An 18,242-nucleotide genomic window follows, 5' to 3' on the forward strand; every position below is an offset into this window, starting at 1 on the left:
GCATCAGAATTTCTAATTAACGTTGTTACAAAAAATATGGTTTTTGGTAACAATCTTTTTATTAATACAAAACCAATCAGATATAATTATTTTGATAAACGCTCCATGAGAGTAGCTTTTTCTGCTTCAAAACCAGGTTTGTCAAGTAAAGCAAACATATTCTTCTTGTATGCTTCGACTCCAGGCTGGTCAAATGGGTTAACTCCTAATAGATGGCCACTAATCCCACATGCCTTCTCAAAAAAGTAAACCATCTCACCGTAAGTGTATTCATTCATTTCATCCAGTTCAATCACGAGATTAGGTACTTCTCCGTCTATATGGGCCATAAGGGTACCCTGAAATGCACTTTTGTTGACTTCATCCATCGTCTTACCGGCCAGGAAGTTTAATCCATCAATATTTTCTGGATCCTCCTGAATAGTCACTTCAATTCGAGGTTTCTTAATCTGTAAAACCGTTTCTAAAAGGTTACGTCGACCTTCTTGTACATATTGCCCCATGGAATGCAAATCCGTTGAAAAATCGACGGAAGCAGGGAATAACCCCTTTTGATCTTTTCCTTCACTTTCCCCAAACAGCTGCTTCCACCATTCCGATACGTAGTGAAGGGAGGGCTCATAGTTAACAAGCACTTCAATTGCTTTTCCCTTATTGTAGAGTACATTTCGGACTGCAGCATACTGATAGCTCTCATTTGTCAATAAATCAGGATTGTTGTATTTACGGGCTGCTGCTGCTGCCCCTTCCATCATATGATCAATATCAAGTCCTGCTACGGCAATTGGTAAGAGACCAACTGCTGTTAGCACAGAATACCTTCCACCTACATCATCCGGAATAACAAACGTTTCATATCCTTCTTTGTCCGCGAGCTTTTTTAATACGCCTTTTTCCTGATCTGTAGTGGCAAAAATACGTTTTCTCGCCTCTTCTTTTCCGTATTTTTTCTCCATATAGTCACGAAAAATACGGAAAGCAAGGGCCGGCTCTGTCGTTGTTCCTGATTTGGAAATGACGTTAACAGAGATATCTTTCCCCTCTAATAGTTCAAATAAATGAGATATATAAGTAGAACTGATATTGTGACCGGCAAAATACACTTTTGTCTTATCGTTCATTTGGTTATGAAAGCTATGGGACAAAGCTTCTATAGCTGATCTTGCACCCAAATACGAACCACCGATGCCAATGACAATCAAAGCATCTGATTGATTTTGAATTCTCTTTGCAGCTTGCTTAATGCGCACAAATTCATCTTTATCATAGTTTAACGGTAAATCAACCCAACCAAGATAATTCGATCCGGGACCTTTCTTTTCATGAAGATAACCATGAGCAACTCGTACAAATTCACTTAAATGATCTACTTCACTCTCTTTCATAAATGATAATGCGTTCGAAATGTCAAATGAAATGGTCATATAAATTTCTCCTTTATATTTGCTTCTATTCTTATTTTTTTTCCACAGCATGTCCACCAAATTCGTTTCGCAAAGCAGCAACCACTTTACCTGTAAAGGTATCATTGTCTAAGGAACAATAACGCATTAATAAAGACATAGCGATAACAGGGGTAGCAGCTTGAAGATCCAATGCTGTTTCAACTGTCCATTTCCCTTCACCAGATGAATGCATAATGCCTTTAATTTCATCTAATTTTGCATCTTTAGAAAACGCGCGTTCTGTTAAATCCATGAGCCAAGAACGAATAACCGAACCATTATTCCAAACTTTTGCTACCTTTTCATAATCAAAATCGAATTCACTTTTTTCTAATACTTCAAATCCTTCTCCAATCGCAGCCATCATTCCGTATTCAATTCCATTGTGAATCATTTTTAGGAAGTGACCACTACCTGCTTTTCCAGCATATAAATACCCATTTTCGACAGCTGTATCTCGAAAAATGGGCTCGACAATGCTCCATGCTTCAGGCTCTCCCCCAATCATATAACAAGCTCCATCCCGAGCACCTTCCATACCCCCGGATGTGCCGGCATCCATAAAGCTCACTCCCACTTCCTTTAGCTGGTTGTATCGACGAATGGATTCCTTATAGTGAGAATTACCAGCTTCAACCACGATATCTCCCTCACTCAGAAATGGTGTTATCTCACTAATAACGGAATCAACAACGGAGTGTGGAACCATAATCCAAAAAACTCGTGGCTTTTCTATTGATTGAACAAGATCTTGTAAGCTAGATGTACCTTCAGCCCCGTATTTCTTTATTTCTTCAACAGCATTTGTATTTAGATCAAATGCTACTACATCATGTTTATGGTCAATTAAGTTCTTTCCTAAGTTTAGCCCCATTTTTCCTAATCCAATTAATCCGACCTTCATCATTAATCCTCCTTGAGTATTTCTATATTTTTTGAGTTTTTCATCTATAGCGTATTGGATTCAAAGTATAATCATAATCTTTCTTTTACCACCATCTATAACCATCCTCTTCCAATAATTGATGAGCAGCTTCTGGTCCCATCGAGCCAGATTGATATGAATGAAGTGGAACAATATTTTCCTCAAATGTCTCTAAAATAGGCTGTACCCATTTCCAAGATAATTTCACTTCGTTCCAATGAGCAAAGAAGGTAGAATCTCCACGCAGAGCATCAAATATTAAGAGTTCATATGCTTCGGGCACGTCTTTTTTACTCGCTGAAAAATCAACAACAATAGGTTCTAATTTTCCATTTATCGGGTTTTTACTATTTAACTGCAACGAAACACCTTCATTAGGACTTACATTAATAACTAATAGATTGGGTTCAGCATTTTGGATTTCATTGGTATACAAATTCTTTAATGGGTTTTTGAATTCAATCACAATCCGCGTTAATTTTTCCGTCATTCTTTTTCCTGTCCGGATATAGAATGGGACCCCGTCCCAGAAGGAATTATCAATCCATAGACGAGCAGCGACGAATGTATCGTTTTTAGAAGAAGCATCAACGCCAGGTTCTTCTAAGTATCTGACTACTGGTGTACCGTTTATTTCACCTGATCCATATTGGCCACGAACGACGTGGATACCTACAGTATTTTTCTGTAATGGTCGCAGAGATTCCATAACTTTTCTTTTCTCATTACGGATATCTTTTGCACTAATCTGTTTTGGGAGATGCATGGCTGTCATCATCAACAGCTGTAGCATATGATTTTGAACCATATCACGAATAGCGCCTGCTTGGTCATAATAACCAGCCCTCTCTTCTACACCAACCGTTTCACTAGCCGTAATTTGCACATTGGCAATAAACCGATTGTTCCAAAGTGATTGCAGCACAGGATTGGCAAATTCCAAGGCTTCAAGGTTTTGAACCATTGGTTTTCCGAGATAATGGTCAATCCGGAAAATTTCATCTTCTTCAAAAGCTTTGCTTAATTTTTCGTTTAAATCTTCAGCAGATTTTAAGTCATACCCAAATGGTTTTTCGATAATCAATCGTTTCCATCCCTTTGTCGAACCTAAGCCACTCTCCTTTATGTTTAAAGCAATTACATCAAAGAATTCAGGAGCAACAGAAAGATAAAACATTCGATTCTCTTCAATACTCTGGTCTTTTTCATTTTGTTGAACGACTTCAACTAACTTCTTATACCCTTCAGCATTCGTGAAATCTAACTGGCAATAACGAAATGCCTTTACAAACTCTTGTTTTTCGGATTTATCATTTATCAAGTGTCTAGAAAAAGTGTATAGCGAGTCTGTTACATGGTTTTGAAAATCAACATCAGACATTTCGTCTATTCCTACACCAATGATCAAAAAAGAATCTGGTAATTTTTGATTCAAATATAAATTAAACAAGGCAGGGTAGATTTTTCGCTTAGCTAAATCCCCAGTTGCCCCAAATAAGACAAACGTCATAGAATCCACTTTTCATTCCTCCACTTTTTCAAAGCATTTTCAAATAGAAAAATGTCTGATTTTCTTCGTTTCCCCTACAAAACAACAAGGATTTTCGCTATTGCGTTATCCTACTTTTGGATGTAAGTTTCGTTTATTTCTCCCAGCTTGTCCGGTAATAATGATATCTCTTAATTGAGAATGTCCACATTTTGGACAGGTTTCATTATTTATGGTGATGATTAGACATCTTTCACAAACTTTTCGCTGCTTAGTTTTGAACCTTTCCATGCGGATCTCTCCTTTCGTAAAAAGCAACAACATGTATAAATTATTAAATGAAGTTTCACTTCATCTCACCATGCTTGTAGCAGTATTCCCTTAAGGTTTGGTAGTATTCTTTAAGCTCGCTATTACTTGAGCAAAATCAGTATATTACGTATGTTATACTTTTGAAAGTACGCACTTTATTAACATATAGATACATTGGTATAACATAGTGTTAAAAATAATACTATAAACTTGAATCCAATACCAAGAGTGAAAAGCCAAGGACAGCGATTATACAAGATTCGCTGCCCTTGGCTTTTTAGTAACTGATTCTTTTATTAAATGTTGTGTTTAAATGTTGTGTTTTTTCAACCTTTTAAATACGTAGAGATATAAAAAAACACGGACAGCATCTTTATTAAGATAGCTAACCGTGGTTTGTTAGTATATGAACTTTTTAACACTTTTTCGAACCCCTAGGAGAAACTCTTTTTTCTACTGAATAGACGATTTGTTTTCTGTTTCTTTTTCCAATACATTCTCAATATAATCTTTACCCCATTCATACATAGCATCCAGAATAGGCATCAGACTTCTTCCATACTCAGTGAGTGAGTATTCAACTTTTGGTGGAACGACAGGATAGACTTCACGATGAAGAATCAAATGGTCTTCAAGTTCGCGCAATTGATTAACAAGCATTCTTTGAGTGATACCCGGCATGAGGGCCTTTAGTTCACCAAAACGTTTGGTTCCTTCTTTTCCTAGATGCCACAATACCAACATTTTCCATTTTCCACCAATAATCGAAAGAGTCAATTCTTTTTCACAATTAAACACTTTTTCCCCAAGATTCGGCATTCATTTCACCTCCAACCCTTATTATGTCCCATAGTATACTTTTTGTTACTATATGATAAAAAAGTGCATACTTTTAATTTAGTAACATACCCAGTATACTGAGTATCATACCGTTAGTAAATAGCTATCAATTGGATACAATAACACTGTGCAAAAGAAAGCTATACGGCACAATTATACTATTATATAAGGAGCGAGTAATAAATGAAATTACAATTAGCATTAGATCTTGTAGATATTCCAGGAGCCATTGAATTGGTGAAAGAAGTAGAAAATCATATAGATGTTGTAGAAATCGGCACGCCGGTTGTGATTAATGAAGGCCTTAAAGCAGTAAAGGAAGTGAAAGCTGCCTTCCCTAACTTAACTGTATTAGCTGACCTTAAAATCATGGATGCAGCTGGATATGAAGTTAGCCAAGCATCTGCAGCAGGCGCTGACATCATCACCATTCTTGGTACAGCTGAAGACGAGTCCATTAAAGGTGCTGTAGAAGAAGCAAAAAAACAAGGTAAACAAATCCTTGCTGATATGATCGCAGTTAAAGACATTGAAGGTCGTGCGAAAGAACTGGATGAACTAGGAGTAGATTATATCTGCGTTCACACAGGTTATGACCTTCAAGCTGTAGGAAAAAACTCTTTCGAAGACCTTGCAACCATTAAGAGCGTTGTAAAAAATGCAAAAACTGCTATTGCAGGTGGAATCAAATTAGAAACACTTCCAGAAGTGATTAAAGAACAACCAGATCTTGTCATCGTAGGTGGCGGTATTACGGGCAAAGACGATAAAAAAGCTGTTGCAGCTAAAATGCAAGAAATGATTAAACAAGGTTAATTGCGACTATGCAGACTACTCAATATTTAGCTGAAGTCGTTGAAGAATTAACTCGGACTGTCGGTTTAATTTCTGATGAAGAAGCAGAGAAGTTGGTTAACAAGATTCTGGAATCCAAGAAAATCTTTGTTGCTGGTGCAGGTAGATCTGGATTTATGGGCAAATCCTTTGCCATGCGAATGATGCACATGGGGATCGATGCCTATGTAGTCGGTGAAACCGTAACAGCTAATTTAGAAAAAGATGATCTGTTGATCATCGGTTCAGGTTCAGGTGAAACGAAAACTTTGGTTTCGATCGCTGAAAAAGCAAAAAGCTTAGGTGGGACAGTCGCAGCTGTAACGATTTTCCCTAACTCTACGATTGGGAAATTAGCTGATATTATCATTAAATTGCCTGGATCACCGAAAGACCAATCTGAAAGTGAATATAAGACCATACAACCAATGGGATCACTTTTTGAGCAAACGATGATAATATTTTACGATGCATTGATCTTGCGTTTTATGGAAAAAAAAGGCTTAGACTCTACTAAAATGTACGGCAAACATGCCAATCTCGAATAGAGTACACTTTAAAAAATATGGAAACATCGTAAAGACCGCATTTATTTCTTTTATGAATTGCGGTCTTTACTGCATATTACAAATAACACAGTCCATACAGGAAAGAAAAAATAGCCTCTGATTCAGTCCCTTCTATGGCCGGATCAGAGATCATTATTGGGTGGGGCACAGCCAAGAATTTAGCCATCACTCACAGTATGAGCCCTATTTGGGTTATCACCAATATTTCACTGGTAGGCCCCATGTCTATATAAGTTTTTTTATGGGAAAATTAAATCCTATTGGCGATGAAAAACGCTTCATAAGTGTAGTAAACAAAACTCTTCGTTTTATAAAACAAAGGAATGAGGTTGAATAAATGGTTCGATTCGGCGTAATCGGTACTAATTGGATTACAGAAAGATTACTTGAAGCAGCAAATGATGTAGAAGATTCTAAACTAACTGCTGTTTATTCTCGCACGATTAGTAGAGCAGAAGAATTTGCAAGTAAATATGGAGTAACAAAAATATTTACAAACCTAAAAGAAATGGCAGTTAGTCAAGAAATTGATGCGGTGTACATTGCTACTCCCAATTCATATCACGCAGAACAAGCTATATTATTTTTACAAAATGCATGTGTTATGTGAAAAGCCACTGGCTGTTAATGCAACCGAAGTAGCGAGGATGATTCAAGCCGCAAAAGATCATAACGCCCTATTAATGGAAGCAATGAAATCAACATTACTTCCAAACTTCAAGGTCATTCAAGATAATTTACATAAAATTGGTCCTATCCGTAGAAACTTTGCAAGCTATTGTCAGTATTCATCTCGTTATGATAAATACAAAGAAGGAATTGTCCTTAATGCCTTCAATCCAGAGTTTGCGAACGGTTCATTAATGGACCTTGGTGTCTATTGTTTGTATCCACTTATTACATTATTTGGTGAACCAAAAGAAGTGAAGGCAACTGGCATTATGCTTGATTCGGGTGTGGATGGTGAAGGTAGCGTCATCTTAAAATATGATGATAAAGATGCGATTGTGATGTATTCCAAAATAACGAACTCTTATTTACCAAGCGAAATTCAAGGAGAAAAAGGAAGTATCATGATTGATAAGATTCATACGGCTGAAAAAGTAGAAATTCACTACACTGACGGCACGGTTGAACAATTAACAGTCGACCAATCTCATCCAGCTATGTATTACGAAGTGAAAGAATTTATTGAATTAATCAACCGAGGAAAAACAGAGTCTGATACTAACTCACATAAAAACTCATACACCACGATACAAGTGTTGGATAAAGTGAGAGATGAAATAGGTCTTGTATATCAAAGTGATCATAAGTGAAAAAATACAAAAAACCCCTACAGCGACTTGTATTATTCTCTTGAGAAATTACGAATCTGGCCTGTTTGTCGAAGAATACAAGAAATCGTTTTAGAACTTACCTAAACTATTTTGCAACCATTCTTTTTTATAAGAGCATTACAGCATTTTCTCCCCAGCTAACAAATTTAAAGGACTTTTGCTTATTATGCAAAGGTTCAATGCTCATTTTTTAAGATGTGTTTCTTCTTATTAATTTGTGATTTAGTTTAAGTATTCCCTAATAGGGACCTACCAACAACCGCACTTTTCTGACCCCACCCTACCCTACAGAGTAAAAAGGGTTGTAAATGTAAAAAAATCCATGCTATGACCTTTTTTTACAAGTACCTCGGTCGTACCCCTATTTAGGAACAAAAGGAGCATAATCAAATGAGCTGGTATGAAAAATTGAAAACATATTTTCCTGTTAGTGAAATGAAATCAAAGGAACAATTAGAGACACTACTAACTGAAAAAGGAGAGTTATACGTTAAGAATGAAGGAGAGTATCATATTGTATTGTATGCAGATTTTTCTTCGTTTCTATTTGTTGACTTTCTATTGGTTTCTAGGGAATCGCGGGGAAAAGGAATTGGCCATCAAGTAATGGAAAAGCTTAAAGCAAAAAATAAACCAATTATTTTAGAAGTTGAACCAATAAATAAAGAAGACCAAGACACGGAAAAAAGGCTACGATTCTATAAACGAGAAGGATTTAAACATGCATTACCAATTATGTATCAATTCCAATCCTTAGTAGTTAATGAAGAAACAGAAATGGAGATTTTGTATTGGGCAGACGATGAAATAAACGAAATGATGATATATGAAAATATGAAAAAAGTATATAATCAAATTCATGCATACAAAGCAGAAGAATTATATGGATATCCCCCAAAACAAGTGAGTGAAGTGATACGCTTTGAAAAGAATCGGGAGTAGAAAGGTATCAACAGTCGAGTCATGCAAACTGTGGAAATAGGGAGATACCAGTGTGTAAATATTTCCCTTTTGTGTCATAATTCTCATAGGAAAAGGGGAGAACAATGTGCAAAAAATTATGATCGTAGAAGATGAACCCAAAATTGCAGAACATTTAGCGTCCTATATGAATAAATACGGATATGCATCGTTTAAAGTAACAGATTTCAATCATGTTATGGATGATTTTTATAAGAACAAACCCGATTTAGTTCTTCTTGACATTAACCTTCCGAGCTACGATGGATACTACTGGTGTAGGAAAATTCGGAAAGAATCGCTTTGCCCAGTTATCTTTATATCGGCACGAGTCGGTGAGATGGACCAAGTAAGGGCGATAGAAAATGGTGGAGATGATTTCATTACAAAGCCATTTCACCCTGAAATTGTAATGGCAAAAATCAGGAGCCAACTTAGGCGTGCTTACGGAGAATATGCCATACAGACAGAAGAACGTGTTTTGGAAACAAAAGGATTAAAACTCTATCCAGAACGACTAGAGCTATCTTTTAAAGGGAAGGTAGTTTCCTTATCCAAAAAAGAAAACGACATTATCGAAAGCTTAATGGAACGTTATCCACGTATTGCGGGTCGTGAAGATTTACTAGAAAAATTATGGGACGATCAAGTATATGTTGATGAAAATACACTCAATGTTAATATTACTCGAGTTAGAAAAAAGTTTGAGGCAATTGGGATAAAAGAGGCGATAGAAACGATGAGGGGTGCTGGCTATCGATTAAACATCTCCTGGGTTGAGGAAGAGGACAAATGAAGCTATTTTTTAAAGAACATGCTTTATTAATTGCCGTACAGGTTATTCAATTTACAGTAATTGTAGCCGTTTACTGGCTTAATGGGGATCACCATATTAAAACTGCACTCTATGCTATTTTTCTAGGCTTCTTTTTCCTCGGTTGCTATCTACTCTACCATTTTTATAGCCGCCGGAAATTCTTTGAGCGACTTGATAAACCGCTTGAGTTCCTTGATGACTCCTTCCAAAAAACCGACCAGACTCCTGTGTCCATTGCATTAGATAGCCTTTTAAAAGATCAGTATAATCTTTACCAGAAGGAGATCAAACGATTAGAGTCTAAACAGGAGGAGCATCTGAAATTTATGGATCAATGGGTGCATCAGATGAAGACACCGCTATCTGTTATTGAACTTACCGCACAAAATTTAGATGAACCAGATTCATCTAATATTCGTGAAGAAACAGAACGAATGAAAAATTCCTTACATACGATTTTATATATGGCACGTTTACGCTCCATTGAACAGGATTTTCATATAAAACCTGTATCCCTATTGAAATTAATTCATGAAGTAAATAGCGAAAATAAGCGTTTTTATATTAGGAACAAGGTTTATCCGAAATTTCAAGCTGAAAAAGAAATTACGGTAGAAACAGATGAAAAATGGCTGTTTTTTATTGTTTCACAATTGATACATAATGCAGTGAAGTATACAAAAGGAAAAAGTGGCAACATCCATATTTCCATTTATGAAAGAGAATCCGAAGCAGTATTAGAAGTAATGGATTCTGGTGTAGGTATTCCACAATCGGATCACAAACGAATTTTTGAAGCCTTTTATACAGGTGAAAATGGACGCAAATTTAGAGAGTCTACTGGTATGGGCCTCTACTTAACGAAGGAAGCTTCTGTTCAACTTGGGCATCGAATAGAAATGGATTCAAAAGTTAACGAAGGGACGACTTTTCGAATCATTTTCTCCCCTACACAAAACCTTACAAACTTGTAAGGAAAATGAAAGAAGAATCGATTTTTAATGTATATAACAGAGGGTATACTAAGGTCACAAGTTGAAGTGTTATTATCTGAAAGGAGAGCTTGTGATGCTGAACGTAAAAGAAGTTAGTAAAATATATGAAGGAAAAATGGCATACCGCGCATTAACAGATATTAATTTAACCATTGAAACAGGAGAATTCGTTGGAATAATGGGGCCATCTGGAAGTGGGAAGACTACCCTACTTAATATGATTGCAACCATTGATGAACCAACTACAGGAGAAATTCTGATTAATGAAAAGAACCCGCACAAACTAAAAAAAGATGCATTGGCTAAATTTCGCAGACAGGAATTGGGGTTTGTATTCCAAGACTTTAATTTACTTCACACATTAACGGTCGAAGAAAATATTGTCCTTCCACTAACACTTGATGGTACGAAAGTAAAGGTAATGAAAAATAAGGCAAATGAAATTGCTGAAAAACTCGGGATTACACACATTATGCAAAAACGCACGTACGAAATTTCTGGTGGACAGGCACAACGAGTTGCTATTGCTCGAGCGATGATCCACACACCAAAACTATTACTTGCAGATGAGCCAACTGGAAATCTCGACTCGAAATCTTCTAAGGATGTCATGGAGATGCTGCAAACGATTAATCAAAAGGAGCGTACGACAATGATGCTCGTTACCCATGATCCTCAAGCTGCGAGCTACTGTAATCGAGTTGTCTTTATTCGTGATGGTAAATTTTATTCTGAAATTCACCGTGGTGATAATCGACAAGCCTTTTTCCAAAAAATTATTGATACACTTTCCTTACTAGGGGGGGATGGGCATGACCTTTCGTCAATTCGCCTTTAAGAATGTCACGCGTAACAAAAGGTTATATGCCGCATACTTTCTTAGTATTCTCTTTACCGTAATGGTCTTTTTTACATTTGCCATATTTTCTTTTCATCCGGTACTTAGTGCGGATGGTTTTAATTCCAGTGTTACAAAAGGGATGAATATTGCTGGTGGCATTATTTATGTCTTTTCGTTCTTCTTTATTTTGTATGCAATGAGCTCCTTCTTACAATCCCGAAAGAAAGAATTCGGTTTATTGATGATGCAGGGAATGTCACTAAAGCAACTACGTACCATGGTTTTTCTAGAAAATATGGTGATAGGATTTTTCGCAACGATTGGCGGGATTCTAATTGGTTTAGTGTTTGCGAAATTGATCTTGTTGTTGGCCGAGAATGTATTAGTCATTGACAACAGCCTGAATTTTTACTTTCCGATAGAGGCGATTCTGTTATCATTCTTATCCTTTATTGTGTTGTTCTTCTTTATTTCTTTGTTTGTTTCCTATATTTTAAGAAGTAAAAAACTTGGTGATTTAATTAAAGGAAATAAGAAGTTTAGAGGAGAGCCTAAGGCAAATATCTTTTTAACCTTGATAGCCATCATTCTCTTAGCAGCAGGCTATATCGTAGCATTGGTAACGGAGGGAATGGATGTACTAGCAGTTATGTTGCCAGTAATTATTGTTGTTACCATTGGCACCTATCTGTTGTTTACACAACTTAGTGTGTTCATTATACACAAGCTGAAGAAAAATGAGTCAGTCTTCTGGTACAAAACAAATATGATTCTTTTTTCTGATCTATCTTTCCGATTAAAAGATAATGCACGAACATTCTTCATGGTAGCAATGGTCTCAACGGTTGCATTTAGTGCAATTGGAACATTATTCGGGTTTCAAACGTTACTTACAGAGGGGATAAAGATCGGGAATCCGAATACATTTACCTATACGTTAAATGATAGTGAAGAGCAGGATGTAGCTTTCATCAATAAAACACTACTTGACGAGGGTATTGAGACTGAAACGGCACAAGCAAACCTTCGCTACTTTGAAATAGCAGAAGATCCTCATATATTGATAGCAAAAGAAACAGACTATAACCAGCTTGCGAACCTTATTGGAGAAGAAAATATAGAGATTCAAGATGGACAAGTGTTCGTAGTAGAATATGAAGGAATGGAAGATTTTGCGCAAACGGATGAATTATTAAATCAAGCAATTAAGCTAAACTCAGGGGAAACATTGAAACCAAATGCAAATGAAGTTATATATTCAAGAGCTCTTCCTGCAACAGATTCTTATTATGTTGTTTCAGACCATGATTATGAAGAGCTCGCCACCATTCCAACGCATGAAGAAAGCTTTCATGCATGGCAGGCTACAGAAGGGGAACAGGGAGTTTTAGAAGCTGCTGAGAAGTTATATAGCGAACTACCTCCTTATGAAATTACTGCAGGTGCGTATGATGTTTATCAAATAAATAAGCAGTACAGTCCGATCTTATTTGTTGGATTATTTATCGGTATTGTCTTTTTCGTATCTGCTGGTAGTTTCTTATATTTCCGACTTTATATGGATTTGGACGAAGATAAACAAAAATTTAAGTCGATTGCCAAAATGGGCCTAAGCAATAAAGAGTTGAAGAAGGTATTGAATAGACAAATTATGATTCTATTCTTTGCACCAATCATTGTCGCGCTTATTCACGGGGCAGTTGCTCTTACTGCACTATCCCATATGTTCTTCTATGATTTATTGAAGGAATCGATAATTGTTCTAAGTGCATTCTTCGTTATTCAAGTTATCTACTTTTTCATTGTACGCTTTTTCTATACCAAACAGATTAAAGCGGAGATTCTATAGAAAGGTGAAAGACATCTAATGCTTATTGTATTAGATGTCTTTCGTTTTGGATATCGCATTCGACAATATTCATCAATATCCATCAATATTCGACAAGTGACAGGCACCAAATTACTATGATTGGAAAACGTGCCCTTCTGATATAAGGGATTTTATCTATAATCTACAAAAAGGAGTTACAGGAATCATAACGGATGATTTACTAGGTTTTTATTTACATGGTTCTTTAGCTATGGGAGGATTTAATCCGAAAAGTAGCGATATCGATATTTTAGTGATTACGAACTCATCAATGAAAATGGAGGATAAAAGGAATTTAGCACAGTTCTTCCTACATCAATCTAATTCCCCATATCCAATAGAAATAAGTTTCCTACATATAGAACAATTAAGGAATTGGCAACATCCCTGTCCGTATGATTTTCATTATAGTGAATTCTGGAGAGAGCGATATGAAAGTGATTTATTAAAAGGTACATACAATTATTTTAGTGAAGACCTTCACGTCGACACAGATTTGGCAGCTCACATTACAATTATTAATCATCGAGGCATATGTATCGATGGTGAACCTATTAAAAAAGTATTCCCTTCCGTTCCTAAATCAGATTATTTGTCGGCAATAATCAGTGATTATCAGGAGTGTATAGAAAATATTGAAGAAGACCCCATTTATTGTTCTTTAAATTTGATTAGAGTGTTTTGGTATCTAAAAGAAGGAGTAATTTCATCAAAGCAAGAAGCTGGGATTTGGGGACTAAAAACGTTACCACACGAATTAGAAATCACGATTAGAAAAGTTGTTAATAGTTATGCAGATAGGAAAGATACTTATTCTTTTGAAAAAGATGAACTTATCTTGCTAAGGAACTATATTTCAGAAAAGGTTCAAGAATTATTACGGGTGCTTAATTAAAAGAAGGATAACCGCTTTTTTTGTTGAATTTATTACATAATATAAAAAAAAGAGGTAATTATCATGATAGCTAATAGTGAAAAAGAAATGCTGTTACTTAATAGCAACCAAAATTTTAAAACTTTACTCGAAATAATTGAAACCATCCCTAGTAGAAAAAGGAATATTTCTGTTGAAACGGGGGAAAGAGATAAGAATTTTCGTGATGTGTTAATGCATCTTTATGAATGGCACGCCATGCTTGAGAGATGGTATAGAGAAGGAATGGATGGAGATACTCCATTTATGCCAGCACGCGGGTTTAAATGGAAGACTATTAAGCTACTTAATATACAAATTTGGGAAAACTATCAAGATGTAACATTAAACCAAGCGATCAAGAAGTTGGCGTTAAGCCATGAAAGAGTAATGAATCTAATTAAATCACATTCCAATGAAGAAATCATGACCAAAAAATATTATAAGTGGACAAAAACGAGTAATTTATACAGCTATTTTGCAGCAAACACTTCCAATCATTACATATGGGCTATCAAAAAATGTGAAATTATTGCAAAGCAAATAAAAGAAAGGGAGATGAATTGAATAGGAATTACAACAGAAATTAGAACAAATTAAATGGGCGAGTGGGTTTGTAGTGGCCAAAAATCATGACAAAAAAACAGAAATTAGTTATCCTAACTAGTTCTGTTCTAAAGTGCTGTTAGACATCAGATGTAAGTTTCGGTAGAATCAGGATTTAACGTAAGTGATACGTAATGAGTATCGGGTATGAATATGAGCACTCCACTACATGCATTAACGAAACAATTTAATTAACGTCAGAACGAAGGAAACCTCCTAACGTTATCCATATTGATTCAACCCTCCTCAAATAGTGACAAATAATGTTGCAAGTAATAGAAAAAATATTGTAGGAATTCGGAATAGAGATTGAAGAAATTAAAAGAGGTGGCAGTGCCCAATTACTAAAATAGTAATAGGAACTGCCACTACATTTATATAAAAAAGGGGAGGTTTCAATTTACTAGTTAAAAGGCGTTTAAAGATAAAAAGGTATCACTATATTTTCGTTATTCAATACTCGTATCTTCTTCACTATCGGGCTCTAATTCAGATTCGGTATTTTCTTCGATTTCTGATTCTAGCTCCTCAGATTCTGAGTCTGCTCCAGAATCTGATTCTAGCTCTGAATCAATATCTTCGTCTATATCAGATTCTAATTCAGGGGCTTCACTGTCAGATTCTAAATCGGAATCTAATTCAGTTTCCGTATCTGACTCCATATTATTCTCATCTGTTTCTACATTCGTTTCTTCTTCCATATTTTCTTCCGGCTGGGGTTCTTCTTCATCTGTTGTTCCACCGCATGCAGCTAACGTGATAACAGTAGCGACCAAAGTCATTCCAATTAGAATTTTTTTCAAATACATCGGTTTGCTCCTTCCATTTAAGATAACTCTATCATAATCCTGAAATGTGTAGATAATAAGGGAAGAAGATTACAAACCAATGAATGTTTTGTTGCAATAGTAGAATAGAATTAGACATAAGGTGCTACGGGAAATATCAGAAGAGGGTTCATTTTTCTTAGCGAGGAGTGCTATAATAAAATGAATAGTTTTAAAAATAATAATCTTTTATGTGTTAAATACATTAAGATACTTAAGGGGGAAGACAGCATAATACATACGAATTGGAATCTTAATTCCTTGTATAATAATGGAGGAAAATCAACAGAACTTAAAAAATATATTGATTTACTAAGCCATGATCTTAATCTTTTAAGAGAAAGAATCGGAAAGATTGATCAAGGTAATTCAAATGAAATAATTAATCTTTTCGAAAGTCTTCAAATGGTAATGAGTGGTGTATCTGAGATAGAGGATTTCTCGGTCTGTGTGTATGCTGAAAATGTGAAGGGAGAAGAAGGTCCGTTATTAATGAACCTGAGCTCAGAACTAAAAGCAGCGCTTGATTCTGTTATTGCTGATTTCGAGCTACTACTCATGAACCTACCTGAAGAATTTTATACAGAAATCATTAATTGTGAAGTAGTAAAACCGTATCAATTCTATATAGAAGAAAGAAAAAAGCATGCAACAGACAAGCTTTCTATGAAACTAGAAAAAGCAATAAATCAGTTATCTGTCAGCGGTTTTGTTGGATGGGAAGACCATTATGAATTAATGATGTCTAGACTGCAAATACCGGATGGGGATAAGTATCTTTCTATTGGTCAAGCACTCAATCAGGTTGAATTTTCAAGTGATAGGATCAAACGTAAGAAACTAGCAAAGTCTCTAAATGAAGTGTGTAAAACGAACGAAGATATCTTCGCATCAATTATTAACAATATAACAGGTTTTCGATTAACGACGTATAAATTAAGAGGTTGGGATAATCCGCTTAAACAAATGCTAGATCAAAACCGAATCCAGGAAGAGACGTTAAACACCATGCTTGCTGCAATTCAAGAAAATAAAGGAATCCTACACACTTATTTAGAGCGTAAAGTAAAAATAGAAAAGAAGGAAAATCTCGCTTGGTATGATATATTGGTTCCTAGCTTTTCACCAAAAGCAACGATTACATATGAAGAAGCATGTCGACTCGTCATCACACAATTTTACCGATTTGACGAGAAGTTAGGCGCGTTTGCAGAAAATACATTGCAGCATGGCTGGGTTGAAGCAGAAAATCGTTCAAATAAAATGGCAGGTGCATTCTGTGCTAATCTTCCCGTCTCGAAAGAAAGTAGGATTTTCATGACATTCTCAGGGAACTACGAAGATGTTGTAACCTTAGCGCATGAGCTTGGACATGCTTATCACAACTCGATTCTACAAGCAGAGCCTATATTCGCTCAGCAAAAAGGGACAAGTGTAGCAGAGACAGCGTCTACTTTCACGGAGAATCTAGTAATCGATGCCGCCATTGAATCTGCGAATAGTAAAGAAGATAAACTAGCACGAATAGAAACAAAAATAATTAGTGGAATGAAATATATCGCAATGCTACCAGCATTATTTGAATTTGAACAGAAATTGTATCAAAGAAGAGCAGATGGAATACTCACTGCGAATGAAATTTCAAATTTAATGAGTACTTCAGAAAAAGGAATCTATGGAAATACCGTAAATGAGCCAAATACTTATCAATGGATCACACTTAGTCATTTATATGATACGGAAAAAGCATTTTATAACATTCCATATACAATTGGCTACCTCTTTAGTACGGCTGTTTATGGTTACGCAAAACAACATGGGAATGGATTCATGCAGAAATACGAAGGCCTACTCAGAAACTCAGGTAGAATGACTGTAGAAGAGCTTGCCTCCACCTATTTGAATCAAGATATGAAGGACATCAGTTTCTGGAGAGCGTCCATTAAACCTACCCTTGATGCTATTCATGCCTATATAGAACTAACGAATGACGCTATGTAACTACAAAACTTGAGTGGAGTGAGATACAGTGACAAAAGTATTTCCAATTATTGAAACAGATCGATTAATTTTACGAGAAGTAAACACCAACGATTCAAACGATATGTTGGCCTATTTATCTAATATAGATGTTGTGAAACATATGGGATTAGAACCTTGTCAAACAGAGAAAGAGGTATTAGATGAAATTGCGTGGTATCAAGCGATATATAATGATGGAACAGGAATTAGATGGGGGATTACTTTAAAGGACGCTGGAAAGGTTATTGGAAGTTGTGGTTTTCTTAATATGAACCCTAAACATTTTCGAACCGAAGTTGGCTATGAATTAAGCAAAGATTATTGGGGAAAAGGCATAGCCAGTGAAGCATTACAGGCTGTGGTTCATTATGGGTTCAGTCATTACCGGTTCGAACGAATTGAAGCATTGATTGAACCCGCTAACCTACCATCGCTAAGACTGGTAGAAAAACAAGGCTTTAAAAGAGAAGGTTTGTTAAGGCATTATGAATTTACTTGTGGCAAATTCGATGATTTATATATGTATTCGATTTTAAAAGAAGACCTTACCAATATTTAGATAATACGCTTCGAGCATCAGAGCAAATAATAAGGTTAATGTTATGAGTAGATGGGATTTTATCAAAAAGAGACGAAA

17 protein-coding genes and 1 pseudogene are annotated in these 18,242 nt (G+C 35.9%); 12 read left to right on the forward strand and 6 right to left on the reverse strand.

Annotated elements, in window-relative coordinates; genetic code table 11:
• Positions 1–86 precede the first annotated feature (86 nt).
• The 5 genes from D8M05_RS05345 to D8M05_RS05360 form a co-directional block, all read right to left on the reverse strand.
• Entirely contained in the window at positions 87–1,424 is a 1,338-nt protein-coding gene (locus D8M05_RS05345; protein WP_121129405.1) for a glucose-6-phosphate isomerase, read from the reverse strand.
• A gap of 31 nt (positions 1,425–1,455) precedes the next feature.
• Positions 1,456–2,349, reverse strand: coding sequence for a phosphogluconate dehydrogenase (NAD(+)-dependent, decarboxylating) (gene gnd, locus D8M05_RS05350; protein ID WP_121129407.1), 894 nt, complete (start codon positions 2,347–2,349; stop codon positions 1,456–1,458).
• Positions 2,350–2,434: 85 nt separating this feature from the next.
• Positions 2,435–3,889: a glucose-6-phosphate dehydrogenase gene (gene zwf, locus D8M05_RS05355; protein WP_056519808.1), complete on the reverse strand. Its 1,455-nt coding sequence runs from the start codon at positions 3,887–3,889 to the stop codon at positions 2,435–2,437.
• 96 nt (positions 3,890–3,985) lie between these two features.
• Entirely contained in the window at positions 3,986–4,150 is a 165-nt protein-coding gene (locus tag D8M05_RS20095) for a hypothetical protein (protein WP_155986760.1), read from the reverse strand.
• Positions 4,151–4,624: 474 nt separating this feature from the next.
• Positions 4,625–4,990 carry a winged helix-turn-helix transcriptional regulator gene (locus tag D8M05_RS05360; protein WP_121129408.1) on the reverse strand — a complete coding sequence of 122 codons (366 nt, stop codon included), beginning with the start codon at positions 4,988–4,990 and terminating at the stop codon, positions 4,625–4,627.
• 204 nt (positions 4,991–5,194) lie between these two features.
• Between D8M05_RS05360 and hxlA the strand changes: the two genes are divergently transcribed.
• The 10 genes and pseudogenes from hxlA to D8M05_RS05410 all read left to right on the forward strand — a co-directional run bounded on the left by hxlA (position 5,195) and on the right by D8M05_RS05410 (position 14,717).
• Positions 5,195–5,827 (forward strand): 3-hexulose-6-phosphate synthase, encoded by a 633-nt coding sequence (hxlA, locus tag D8M05_RS05365; RefSeq protein ID WP_121129410.1) that lies wholly within the window; start codon positions 5,195–5,197, stop codon positions 5,825–5,827.
• 8 nt (positions 5,828–5,835) lie between these two features.
• Entirely contained in the window at positions 5,836–6,393 is a 558-nt protein-coding gene (gene hxlB, locus D8M05_RS05370) for a 6-phospho-3-hexuloisomerase (protein ID WP_121129412.1), read from the forward strand.
• A gap of 358 nt (positions 6,394–6,751) precedes the next feature.
• A pseudogene (locus D8M05_RS05375) lies at positions 6,752–7,733 on the forward strand (Gfo/Idh/MocA family protein).
• 411 nt (positions 7,734–8,144) lie between these two features.
• Entirely contained in the window at positions 8,145–8,696 is a 552-nt protein-coding gene (locus tag D8M05_RS05380) for a GNAT family N-acetyltransferase (protein WP_121129414.1), read from the forward strand.
• 106 nt (positions 8,697–8,802) lie between these two features.
• Positions 8,803–9,510, forward strand: coding sequence for a response regulator transcription factor (locus D8M05_RS05385; RefSeq protein WP_121129416.1), 708 nt, complete (start codon positions 8,803–8,805; stop codon positions 9,508–9,510).
• Positions 9,507–10,505 carry a sensor histidine kinase gene (locus D8M05_RS05390; RefSeq protein WP_121129418.1) on the forward strand — a complete coding sequence of 333 codons (999 nt, stop codon included), beginning with the start codon at positions 9,507–9,509 and terminating at the stop codon, positions 10,503–10,505. Before D8M05_RS05385 ends, D8M05_RS05390 begins: the two co-directional genes overlap by 4 nt.
• Positions 10,506–10,599: 94 nt before the next feature.
• Complete coding sequence (locus tag D8M05_RS05395; RefSeq protein ID WP_121129420.1) at positions 10,600–11,364, forward strand: ABC transporter ATP-binding protein; 765 nt, start codon at positions 10,600–10,602, stop codon at positions 11,362–11,364.
• Positions 11,339–13,216, forward strand: a complete 1,878-nt coding sequence (locus tag D8M05_RS05400) for an ABC transporter permease (protein WP_121129422.1) — start codon at positions 11,339–11,341, stop codon at positions 13,214–13,216. The genes D8M05_RS05395 and D8M05_RS05400 overlap by 26 nt, the downstream gene beginning before the upstream one ends.
• 187 nt (positions 13,217–13,403) lie before the next feature.
• The gene (locus D8M05_RS05405) at positions 13,404–14,132 is read left to right on the forward strand and encodes an aminoglycoside adenylyltransferase domain-containing protein (protein WP_379542942.1); all 729 of its coding nucleotides are present in this window, start codon (positions 13,404–13,406) and stop codon (positions 14,130–14,132) included.
• 63 nt (positions 14,133–14,195) lie between these two features.
• Positions 14,196–14,717, forward strand: a complete 522-nt coding sequence (locus D8M05_RS05410; protein WP_121129426.1) for a ClbS/DfsB family four-helix bundle protein — start codon at positions 14,196–14,198, stop codon at positions 14,715–14,717.
• A 488-nt stretch (positions 14,718–15,205) separates the two neighbouring features.
• Here the strand turns inward: D8M05_RS05410 and D8M05_RS05415 are convergent, their stop codons facing one another.
• Positions 15,206–15,565, reverse strand: a complete 360-nt coding sequence (locus D8M05_RS05415) for a hypothetical protein (protein WP_121129428.1) — start codon at positions 15,563–15,565, stop codon at positions 15,206–15,208.
• 180 nt (positions 15,566–15,745) lie between these two features.
• Here D8M05_RS05415 and D8M05_RS05420 point away from each other — a divergent pair, with 180 nt between their 5' ends.
• Complete coding sequence (locus D8M05_RS05420; RefSeq protein ID WP_121129430.1) at positions 15,746–17,584, forward strand: M3 family oligoendopeptidase; 1,839 nt, start codon at positions 15,746–15,748, stop codon at positions 17,582–17,584.
• Positions 17,585–17,612: 28 nt separating this feature from the next.
• On the forward strand, positions 17,613–18,164 hold the full coding sequence (locus D8M05_RS05425) for a GNAT family N-acetyltransferase (RefSeq protein WP_121129432.1): 552 nt from the start codon (positions 17,613–17,615) through the stop codon (positions 18,162–18,164).
• Positions 18,165–18,242 lie beyond the last annotated feature (78 nt).

This window comes from Oceanobacillus bengalensis (assembly GCF_003628445.1).
GTDB lineage: Bacteria > Bacillota > Bacilli > Bacillales > Amphibacillaceae > Oceanobacillus > Oceanobacillus bengalensis.

Coding starts and splice junctions, on each gene's coding strand:
- D8M05_RS05345 (WP_121129405.1), bottom strand. CDS start 1,424: ATGACCATTTCATTTGACATTTCGAACGCATTATCATTTATGAAAGAG.
- gnd (WP_121129407.1), bottom strand. CDS start 2,349: ATGAAGGTCGGATTAATTGGATTAGGAAAAATGGGGCTAAACTTAGGA.
- D8M05_RS20095 (WP_155986760.1), bottom strand. CDS start 4,150: ATGGAAAGGTTCAAAACTAAGCAGCGAAAAGTTTGTGAAAGATGTCTA.
- D8M05_RS05360 (WP_121129408.1), bottom strand. CDS start 4,990: ATGCCGAATCTTGGGGAAAAAGTGTTTAATTGTGAAAAAGAATTGACT.
- hxlA (WP_121129410.1), top strand. CDS start 5,195: ATGAAATTACAATTAGCATTAGATCTTGTAGATATTCCAGGAGCCATT.
- hxlB (WP_121129412.1), top strand. CDS start 5,836: ATGCAGACTACTCAATATTTAGCTGAAGTCGTTGAAGAATTAACTCGG.
- D8M05_RS05380 (WP_121129414.1), top strand. CDS start 8,145: ATGAGCTGGTATGAAAAATTGAAAACATATTTTCCTGTTAGTGAAATG.
- D8M05_RS05390 (WP_121129418.1), top strand. CDS start 9,507: ATGAAGCTATTTTTTAAAGAACATGCTTTATTAATTGCCGTACAGGTT.
- D8M05_RS05395 (WP_121129420.1), top strand. CDS start 10,600: ATGCTGAACGTAAAAGAAGTTAGTAAAATATATGAAGGAAAAATGGCA.
- D8M05_RS05400 (WP_121129422.1), top strand. CDS start 11,339: ATGACCTTTCGTCAATTCGCCTTTAAGAATGTCACGCGTAACAAAAGG.
- D8M05_RS05410 (WP_121129426.1), top strand. CDS start 14,196: ATGATAGCTAATAGTGAAAAAGAAATGCTGTTACTTAATAGCAACCAA.
- D8M05_RS05415 (WP_121129428.1), bottom strand. CDS start 15,565: ATGTATTTGAAAAAAATTCTAATTGGAATGACTTTGGTCGCTACTGTT.
- D8M05_RS05420 (WP_121129430.1), top strand. CDS start 15,746: ATGAATAGTTTTAAAAATAATAATCTTTTATGTGTTAAATACATTAAG.